This window comes from Mycobacterium sp. (assembly GCF_049802695.1).
Taxonomy (GTDB): domain Bacteria; phylum Actinomycetota; class Actinomycetes; order Mycobacteriales; family Mycobacteriaceae; genus Mycobacterium.
In genome coordinates, this window is sequence record NZ_JBARMY010000551.1 from 1 (window position 1) to 7,793 (window position 7,793).

6 protein-coding genes and 1 pseudogene are annotated in these 7,793 nt (G+C 65.5%); 3 read left to right on the forward strand and 4 right to left on the reverse strand.

The features are described 5' to 3' along the window. The coding region (locus tag WA317_RS21740; RefSeq protein WP_425174998.1) for a glutamate ABC transporter substrate-binding protein at nucleotides 1–904 on the forward strand (904 nt) is incomplete at its 5' end. 27 nt (nucleotides 905–931) lie between these two features. Next, nucleotides 932–3,172 (forward strand): serine/threonine-protein kinase PknG, encoded by a 2,241-nt coding sequence (locus WA317_RS21745; RefSeq protein WP_425175003.1) that lies wholly within the window; start codon nucleotides 932–934, stop codon nucleotides 3,170–3,172. A 58-nt stretch (nucleotides 3,173–3,230) separates the two neighbouring features. Here the strand turns inward: WA317_RS21745 and WA317_RS21750 are convergent, their stop codons facing one another. Beyond that, nucleotides 3,231–4,112: a hypothetical protein gene (locus WA317_RS21750; RefSeq protein ID WP_425174999.1), complete on the reverse strand. Its 882-nt coding sequence runs from the start codon at nucleotides 4,110–4,112 to the stop codon at nucleotides 3,231–3,233. Nucleotides 4,113–4,284: 172 nt separating this feature from the next. Between WA317_RS21750 and WA317_RS21755 the strand changes: the two genes are divergently transcribed. Next, nucleotides 4,285–4,530, forward strand: a complete 246-nt coding sequence (locus WA317_RS21755) for a hypothetical protein (RefSeq protein WP_425175000.1) — start codon at nucleotides 4,285–4,287, stop codon at nucleotides 4,528–4,530. A gap of 24 nt (nucleotides 4,531–4,554) precedes the next feature. Here the strand turns inward: WA317_RS21755 and WA317_RS21760 are convergent. The 3 genes and pseudogenes from WA317_RS21760 to pta form a co-directional block, all read right to left on the reverse strand. Further along, nucleotides 4,555–4,647 (reverse strand): annotated as a pseudogene (locus tag WA317_RS21760) (phosphate acyltransferase); the annotation flags it as partial. 501 nt (nucleotides 4,648–5,148) lie between these two features. Continuing rightward, entirely contained in the window at nucleotides 5,149–6,297 is a 1,149-nt protein-coding gene (locus tag WA317_RS21765; protein ID WP_425175001.1) for an acetate kinase, read from the reverse strand. Beyond that, the coding region (gene pta, locus WA317_RS21770; protein WP_425175002.1) for a phosphate acetyltransferase at nucleotides 6,287–7,793 on the reverse strand (1,507 nt) is incomplete at its 5' end. The genes WA317_RS21765 and pta, both read right to left, overlap by 11 nt.

The window sequence follows — 7,793 nt, forward strand, 5'->3', positions numbered from 1 at the left end:
CTCCGAGCCCACGGTGGCGGTGTCGGTGCCGACGCTGCCGTCGCCGACCCCGGCCGGCATGCAGGAGTTGGCGCCGCAGGCAGCGCGCGTTCCGGAACGCTCGGGTGATGACTGCAACCCGACCGCCAGCTTGCGTCCATTCCCCACTAAAGCCGACGCCGACGCCGCGGTGGCCGACATCCGTGCCCGCGGCAGACTGATCGTCGGGCTCGACATCGGCAGCAACCTGTTCAGCTTCCGGGACCCGATCACCGGGGAGATCACCGGGTTCGACGTCGACATCGCCGGCGAGGTGGCGCGCGACATCTTCGGATCACCGGCTCAGGTGGAGTACCGCATCCTGTCGTCGGCCGAGCGCATCACCGAACTGCAGAAGTCGCACGTCGACATCGTCGTCAAGACCATGACGATCACCTGCGAGCGGCGCAAGCTGGTGGACTTCTCCACCGTCTATCTCGATGCCGCGCAGCGCATTCTGGCCCCGCGTGACTCGTCGATCGTCAAGCCGTCTGACTTGTCCGGTAAACGGGTCTGCGTGGCCGAGGGCACGACGTCGCTGCGCCGGATCCGCGAGATCGCCCCGCCGCCCACCATCGTGTCGGTGGTGAATTGGGCTGACTGCTTGGTGACGCTGCAACAGCGGGAGGTCGACGCGGTCAGCACCGATGATTCGATTCTGGCCGGGCTGGTGTCGCAGGACCCCTATCTGCACATCGTCGGACCGAACATGGACAGCCAGCCTTATGGCATCGGAGTGAACCAGAACAACAGCGGCCTGGTCCGCTTCGTCAATGGCACTTTGGACCGTATCCGTCGCGACGGCACCTGGAACACGTTGTACCGCAAATGGTTGACGGTCCTCGGCCCGGCCCCGACACCTCCCGAACCGAGGTACGTGGACTAGGTGGGTGAGTTCGTGAGCGAGCGCGATATCGAACACGACGAGGACGTCGGGTCCCGTACTCAGCCGGTCGACGCCCGCGTCGATTCCTCTTCGGTGCGGCGCGCGATGCCGACCCAGGCGTTGTTCCGTCCGGATTTTGACGACGATGATGACGACATCACGTTCGGGACGGTGTTCACCGAACCGCACGAGCGCACGACGACGGCCACCCGGACGATTCAGCCGGTGCGACGGCTGGGCAGCGGGCTGGTGGAGATTCCGCGGGTGCCTGACACCGACCCGCTCGAGGCATTGATGACCGACCCGGTCGTCCCGGAGTCCAAGCGCTTCTGCTGGAACTGCGGAAGACCGGTGGGCCGGTCCAGCAAGGACGGCCAGGCGGTCTCCGAGGGCTGGTGCCCGCACTGCGGTAGCCCGTTTTCATTTCTGCCGCAGCTGAAACCGGGCGACGTTGTCGCGGGACAGTACGAGATCAAGGGCTGCATAGCGCACGGCGGTCTGGGCTGGGTTTACCTGGCGTTCGACCACAACGTCAACGACCGCCCCGTCGTGCTCAAAGGTCTGGTGCATTCCGGTGACGCCGAGGCGCAGGCGATCGCGATGGCCGAACGGCAATTCCTCGCCGAGGTGGTGCATCCGTCGATCGTGCAGATCTTCAACTTCGTCGAGCACACCGACCGGCACGGCGAACCCGTCGGCTACATCGTGATGGAGTATGTCGGCGGTCGGTCACTGAAGCGGGGCAGAGACAAGAAGCTGCCGGTCGCCGAGGCCATCGCATATGTGCTCGAAATCCTGCCCGCCATGGCCTATCTGCATTCGGTCGGTCTGGTCTACAACGACCTGAAGCCGGAGAACATCATGCTTACCGAGGAGCAGCTCAAGCTGATCGACCTCGGGGCGGTGTCGCGGGTCAACTCGTTCGGCTACCTGTATGGCACCCCCGGCTACCAGGCACCGGAGATCGTCCGGACCGGCCCTACGGTGGCGACCGACATCTACACCGTGGGACGCACCCTGGCGGCGCTGACGTTGAAGCTGCGCACCCGCAACGGCCGCTACGTCGACGGCCTGCCCGAAGACGATCCTGTGCTGGCCGACTACGACTCGTTCGGCCGCCTGTTGCGCCGCGCCATCGACCCGGATCCGCTGCGGCGGTTCGGTAGCGCCGAGGAGATGTCGGGGCAGTTGATGGGCGTGCTGAGGGAGGTGGTCGCGCAGGACAGCGGCGTGCCCCGGCCGGGGTTGTCGACGATCTTCAGCCGGTCGAGGTCGACGTTCGGGGTGGACCTGCTGGTGGCGCACACCGATGTGTATCTGGACGGGAAGGTGCACGCCGAGAAGTTGACCGCCCGCGAGATCGTCACCGCACTGCAGGTGCCGCTGGTCGACCCGGCCGACGTCGCGGCTCCCCTGTTGCAGGCCACCGTGCTGTCCCAGCCGGTGCAGACGCTGGATTCGCTGCGCGCCTTCCGGCACGGCTCACTGGACGCCGAAGGCATCGACTTGTCGGAGTCGGTCGAGTTGCCGCTGATGGAGGTTCGCGCGCTGCTCGACCTGGGCGACGTGGGCAACGCCACCCGCAAACTCGATGACCTCGCCGAACGCGTCGGATGGCGCTGGCGGCTGGTGTGGTATCGCGCCGTCTCGGAACTGCTCACTGGTGACTTCGATTCCGCCATCAAGCATTTCACCGAAGTGTTGGACACGTTTCCTGGCGAGTTGGCGCCCAAGATGGCCCTGGCCGCCACCGCTGAACTGGCCGGCAATTCCGACGAGCACAAGTTTTACCGGACTGTGTGGAACACCGACGACGGCGTCATCTCAGCTGCTTTCGGGTTGGCCAGGGCGCTGTCGGCCACCGGTAACCGCGAGGGTGCGGTGCGTGTCCTTGACAAGGTACCGCCCAGCTCAAGGCATTTCACCACCGCGCGGTTGACCAGTGCGGTCACGTTGCTGTCGGGCCGGTCGATCAAGGAGATCACCGAGGAGAACATCCGCGACGCGGCGCGACGGGTTGAGGCGTTGCCGCCCACCGAACCTCGCGTGCTGCAGATCCGGGCTCTTGTGCTCGGCGGCGCGATGGACTGGCTGCAGGACCACGAGGCCAGCACCAACCACATCCTCGGATTCCCGTTCAGCAAACATGGTGTAGCTCTTGGGGTTGAGGCGTCGCTGCGCGGGTTGGCACGGGTTGCTCCCACCCAGGCGCACCGCTACACGCTGGTCGACATGGCAAACCGGGTGCGGCCTTCCAGCACGTTCTAGAGCTCTGCACTTTCGTCCACTGTGCGTCCCGGGCGGAAAACTCGCCGCATTCCCGCCCTCAGTGCACAGCGGAAGCCCCGGCCGCACACTCGAAGCCCCGGAGCGTCAACGCGCGCCGCACCCGGCGGGCAATCTCGGCAGGGCGGTCCTCGGCGACTACCCGGACTATCAGCCAGCCCCTCCGCTCGAGTATCTCCAGCCTCCGAATGTCCTTGACGTATTGCCACCGGTCGACCCGATGGTGGTCGCCGTCGTATTCCACGGCGACCAGGTGCTCCGGCCAACCCATGTCGAGGTAGGCAATCGGAAGACCGTCTGGGCCCAGCACGGGGATCTGAGTTTGCGGCCGCGGAAAACCGGCGTCGACGAGCAGCAGCCGCAGATAGCTTTCTCGAGGCGACTGCGCGCCCGGATCAACCAGTTCCAACGCCGTCTCCAAACGGCGCAGCCCGTGAGCGCCGCGATGACGCTGCGCTATGGCCAAAACGTCGTCGACCTTGCAGCCTGTGGCCCGCGCGAGCGCGTCCAGTCGGGCAACCGCCGTGCGGAGCGTCGCTCGGCGACCGATGTCGAAAGCGGTGCGCTCCGGTGTGGTGACCGCGAACCCGGCCACAGCCATCACTTCGCCGTCGAGCACTACGTCGCGCCGGGTTAGCACCCCCCGCGGTGCGCGAGCATTGGGGTGGACCAGCTCGATGGTGACGTTGTCGTCGATCCACTTGGCGCCGTGCAGGGCGGCGGCTGCCGTTCCGGCGATAGTTGCCTCGCGGTGCGACCACAGCCACGCCGCAGCGATGCGCTGTTCAAGCGATGGCTGGGCTTGCTTCGGTAGATAGACATTCGGGAACACCGCTCGATAACGCGTCCGCAATCGGTGTCGGCTCACCACGCCGCTGGCCAGCGCCTCGCTTCCGATGAACGGCCCGCCCGCCTCGCCCATAGTTTGAAGATTCCCACGGCGACACGGCACCGCGCGTCACGGCTTCCACAAGAGAACGGCTTGCGCAGGGCGCTTGATCGACTGAAAACTTTCTAAGTGAAATGCTTCCTCTCTCAGCCTAGTCTCAGTTACAGGCTGACGACTGTTACAGCCGTGAAAGAAGGAGTCGACCATGCAGCGCGCCCTTCGTCCCTGGATCACCGCCAGTGTGGCTTTGACCGGTGCCAGCATCGTCGCTGTTACCCCGGTCGCCCCGCCGCGGCCCGACGTTCAGGAACGATCGGTCCGACTCACCTCCGGCTCGAGTGCGATCTTCGGCGATCTCACCGGTGCGGTTGACCAAGCACTCGGCAAGCCAGCCCGCACACCGCGTCGCGCCGCACCATTGGGTATTTCAGCGATGACGACCCGGATTTGATGACCAGGACGACGCGGTCTCCCGTCACTGTTGTGCCTGAATCGCTGTGATCGCGACGGTGTCGACGATGTCTTCGACCAGCGCGCCGCGCGACAGGTCGTTCGCCGGCTCGTTCAGCCACCCACTTCAGCACAATCTGGACAGATTTACTTGCCCTGTTCTGATCGGGAGTAGCTTCGGTAGCTCGGGCGCATGGCGCCGGCGGTCCTTCGCCGCCGGCGCCATGCCCGGCATTCGCCCCCCGACGCTCACAGGTTAGTCTCAGGTTAGCGATCGCCGGTGGTCATGTCCCGGCGTCGTCATTCGCTCGTCCGAGCTAGGCCGCTGCACGTCTGACGTGGGCGGACTCCGCCCCCACGCCAGCGCACGCGTCCAGCCCGGCCAGCTGAATATTGAATAAGCCGAAACCTGTTTTCTCAGCGAAAATCTAGTTATGGTGGAGTCCAGCACTAGACGCGGGTGCAAGAAAGCGGGTCATCGAGGTTGTCGAAGTTCGCCGACGAAACGGTGACACCTTGCACACCCTTCCAGACCTCCGCGCGGCGCCAGCGGTTCCTCCCCGTCTGGCGTCGCGCGGAACTCACCGTCACGAGCACTAATCCGGCCTTCGGCGCGGCGTCAGATCACCTGTAGGCAGTCGCGAGCGATCGCCAGCTCTTCATTGGTTGGGACCACCAGCACGGTGATCGGTGAGTCATCGCCCGAGATGCGCCGAGCACCCTCGCCCGGGCCGGCATTGCGGTCTTCGTCGATCTGCAAGCCCAGCCCCGCCAGCCCGCACACCGCATCGCGCCGCACCAATGGGTCGTTCTCGCCGATGCCGGCGGTGAACGTCAGCACATCGGTGTGGCCCAGCACCGCCAGGTAGGCGCCGATGTACTTGCGCAGCCGGTGGATGAACACGTCGTGCGCCAGTTGCGCTGCTTTGTCGCCGGATTCGATCTTCTCTCGAAGCCGACGGAAGTCGAGGTCACCGGCCAGCCCCAGCATTCCCGCGTGGTGATTGAGCATCGACTCGATTTCCTCGACACCCATCTTCGCCGCACGCCACAAATAGCTGATGACGCCCGGGTCGATGTCACCACTGCGGGTGCCCATCACCAGGCCCTCCAGTGGTGTCAGACCCATCGAAGTGTCGACGGGCCGCCCTTTCGCGATCGCCGACGCCGATGCGCCGTTACCCAGATGCAGCACAATCTGATTCAGATCCGCCAGCGGCCTGCCGAGGAACAACGCAGCTTGTTCGCTGACGTACCGGTGCGACGTGCCGTGAAAACCGTACCGGCGGATGTGCCACTTCTCGGCCAGCTTCCGATCGATCGCGTACGTCGCCGCCGCGGCAGGCAAGTCGTGAAAGAACGCCGTGTCGAATACCGCGACGTGCGGAATGTCGGGCAGCATTCGGCGCGCCACTTCGACGCCTTGCACTGCGGGCGGATTGTGCAGCGGCGCCAGCAACGACAACTCTTTGATTTTCGCAATCACATCATCGTCGATCAGCGTAGGTCGGTAAAAGGTATTGCCGCCATGCACAATTCGGTGACCGACCGCTGCCAGACCACACGTCTTCAAGTCGATGCCTGCCTCGGAGATCTGGTCGAATGCCGACCGCAGCGCCGCGTCGTGGTCAGCGACCGGCGACGACTGCTCGCCGATCTGCTGCACCACGCCATCAGCCAGCGATGTTCCCGAATCAGGTTCAACCAGTCGGCATTTCAGCGATGACGATCCGGAGTTGAGCACCAGCACGACAGTATTAGGGGCCATGGTGGCCCTGCGCTTGGATTGCGGTGATGGCGACGGTGTTGACGATGTCCTCGACCAGCGCGCCGCGGGACAAGTCGTTGACCGGCTTGTTCAGCCCTTGGAGCACCGGACCGATTGCGATCGCGCCGGCACTGCGCTGCACCGCCTTGTAGGTGTTGTTGCCGGTATTGAGATCCGGGAAGATCAACACCGTCGCGCGTCCGGCGACCGGCGAGTCGCCCAGCTTTGTGGCCGCGACGGAGGGCTCCACCGCCGCGTCGTACTGGATGGGCCCCTCTACCAGCAGGTCCGGGGCCCGTCTGCGCACCAAATCGGTTGCCGAGCGGACCTTTTCGACGTCGGCACCGCTGCCGGAGTCGCCGGTCGAGTAAGACAGCATCGCCACCCTCGGCTCGATGCCGAACTGCGCGGCGGTCTGCGCCGAGCTGATCGCGATGTCGGCGAGCTGCTCGACAGTCGGATCCGGAACGATGGCGCAGTCACCATAGGCCAGCACCCGGTCGGGCAGGCACATCAGGAACACGCTCGACACGGTGGAGATGCCGGGCGCGGTCCTGACGATTTCGAACGCCGGACGCACAGTGTGCGCGGTGGTGTGCGCGGCACCGGATACCATCCCGTCGACCATGTCGTTGTACACCAGCATGGTACCGAAGTAGGAAACGTCGGAGATGATCTCTCGGGCGTGCTCGACGCTGACCCCCTTGTTCTTGCGCAGCTCCGCGTACTGCTCGGCGAATTGGTCGCACACCTTGGCGGTTCGTGGGTCGAGGACCGTCGCCGCATCCAGGTCGAGACCGAGTTCGGCCGCGCGAGAACGGGTTCGAGCTTCATCGCCCAGAATGGTCAGGTCGGCCACGCCCCGCTGCAGCAGCCGGCCGGCGGCGCTCAGGATGCGGTCGTCGTCGCCTTCGGGGAGCACGACGTGCTTGCGATCCGACCGGGCTTGCTCGAGCAGCCGGTAAGTGAACATCTGCGGTGTGACGACTTCAGGAATCGTAACGGCGAACCGCGCCAGTAGTTCCGGGATGTCCACGTAACGGGCCATCAACTCAATCGCGGTGTCGATCTTACGCTGAGACGCCGCGGTGACTCGGCCGCGTGCCGAGCTGACGGCGCTTGCGGTGTCGTAGGTACCCGACGTCGTCGCGATGATCGGCAGCCGCAGTCCGAGCCCGGCCACCAGCGCCGCGATCGACGGGTGCAGGTGGAATCCGCCGTTGAGGATCACGCACGACAGCGACGGAAACCCTGCCGCTGCATGGGCGCTGGCGACGGCCAGCACGACGTCGGACCGGTCACCGGGCGTGACCACCGCGGCGCCCTCGCTCAGCCGTTCCAATACGTGGTCGGCCGTCATCCCGGCGACCACCACACCCGTCGCCTCACGTCCCAGCAGCGCGTCGTCCCCGCTGATCAGCGTCCCGTTCACGGCGGTCGCCAGATCGGCGACCGTGGGCGCGACCAGGGTCGGCGCATCGGGCACCGCATAGGCC